Annotated in this window: 2 protein-coding genes; both read left to right on the top strand. The window is 68.3% G+C overall.

Features of this window, described 5'->3' with window-relative positions:
• Positions 1 to 2 precede the first annotated feature (2 nt).
• Positions 3 to 581, top strand: a complete 579-nt coding sequence (locus tag DYI24_RS27070; protein ID WP_164574513.1) for a DUF1214 domain-containing protein — start codon at positions 3 to 5, stop codon at positions 579 to 581.
• A partial coding sequence (locus tag DYI24_RS27065; protein ID WP_164574512.1) for a DUF1254 domain-containing protein occupies positions 578 to 1,036 on the top strand: 459 nt, incomplete at its 3' end. The genes DYI24_RS27070 and DYI24_RS27065, both read left to right, overlap by 4 nt.

Genomic DNA, 1,036 nt, shown 5'->3' with positions numbered 1-1,036 from the left:
ACGTGCGCCTGATCGTCCTCACTCTGCTGGCACTGCTGATCGCCGCCGGCGTCGGCATCGGCGCCACCTGGATCACCGCGACGCGCGGCACCGATTTCGGCACCTTGACGATCGGCGCCTGGACGGCGCGGCCGCGGGTCGGCACCTCCGAGGTCGATCCTTACGCCCGCGCCGCGATCGTGCGCAGCGGTGCGCTGCCAGTCGGCGCTGGCGACGGCATCTCGTTCCTCGCCACCACCGACGACAACAAGCGCCCGCTCGACGGCCGCTGCGATGTCGAAATCAGCGGTGTCACTCCCGCCGCGCGGTTCTGGACGCTGACGCTGTACGATCCGCGGGGCAATCTGGTCGCCAATACGCTGGAGCGCTACGGCTTCACCAGCCAGGAGATCATTCGCGACGCCGAAGGCAAGTTCAGCATCCGGATCGCGGCCCGTGCCCGCGGCGGCAATTGGCTGCCGACCGGAGGCGTCGACCGCTATTGGCTGATGCTGCGGCTGTACGATACCCCGGTCGGCATCGCCACCCGAACCCAACGCGACGCGCCGATGCCGGCGGTCGCCACCGTCGGCTGCCCATGATCCGCTTCGCCATCGCCATCATTGCCGGACTGGTCCTCGGCGGCATCGTGCATCTCGTCACCGTCCTGGTGCTGCCGCGGATCGCCGGCCAGGACGCCTACGCCCGGCTGGCACCGCTGACCCAGGTCAACGCGGTGACCCAGTTGCCAGATATCACGCCCGACAACGCGCCGCTGCCGCTGCTCGATCCGGCGTTCGCGATGGCGGTGTGCCGCTACGATCTGTCGAAGGGCCCGATCAAGCTGGCGGTGCCGGTGAGCCAAGCCTACACCGCGGTGTCGTTCTACACCCGCAGCGAAGTCGCCTACTACGCGATCAACGATCGCTCCGCCGGCCGCAAGGTGATCGAGCTCGATCTGATGACCGCCGAGCAGCATGCTGAGCTGCCGGAAGATGAGGACGTCACCTCGGCCGACCGTCTGATCATCGACTCGCCCACTCCCACCGGCCTGATC

The organism is Rhodopseudomonas sp. BR0C11 (genome assembly GCF_010820945.1).
Classification (GTDB): domain Bacteria; phylum Pseudomonadota; class Alphaproteobacteria; order Rhizobiales; family Xanthobacteraceae; genus Rhodopseudomonas; species Rhodopseudomonas palustris_H.
The sequence above is the reverse complement of the archived record's forward strand: the minus strand, read 5'-3'. Positions and strand labels throughout refer to the sequence as shown.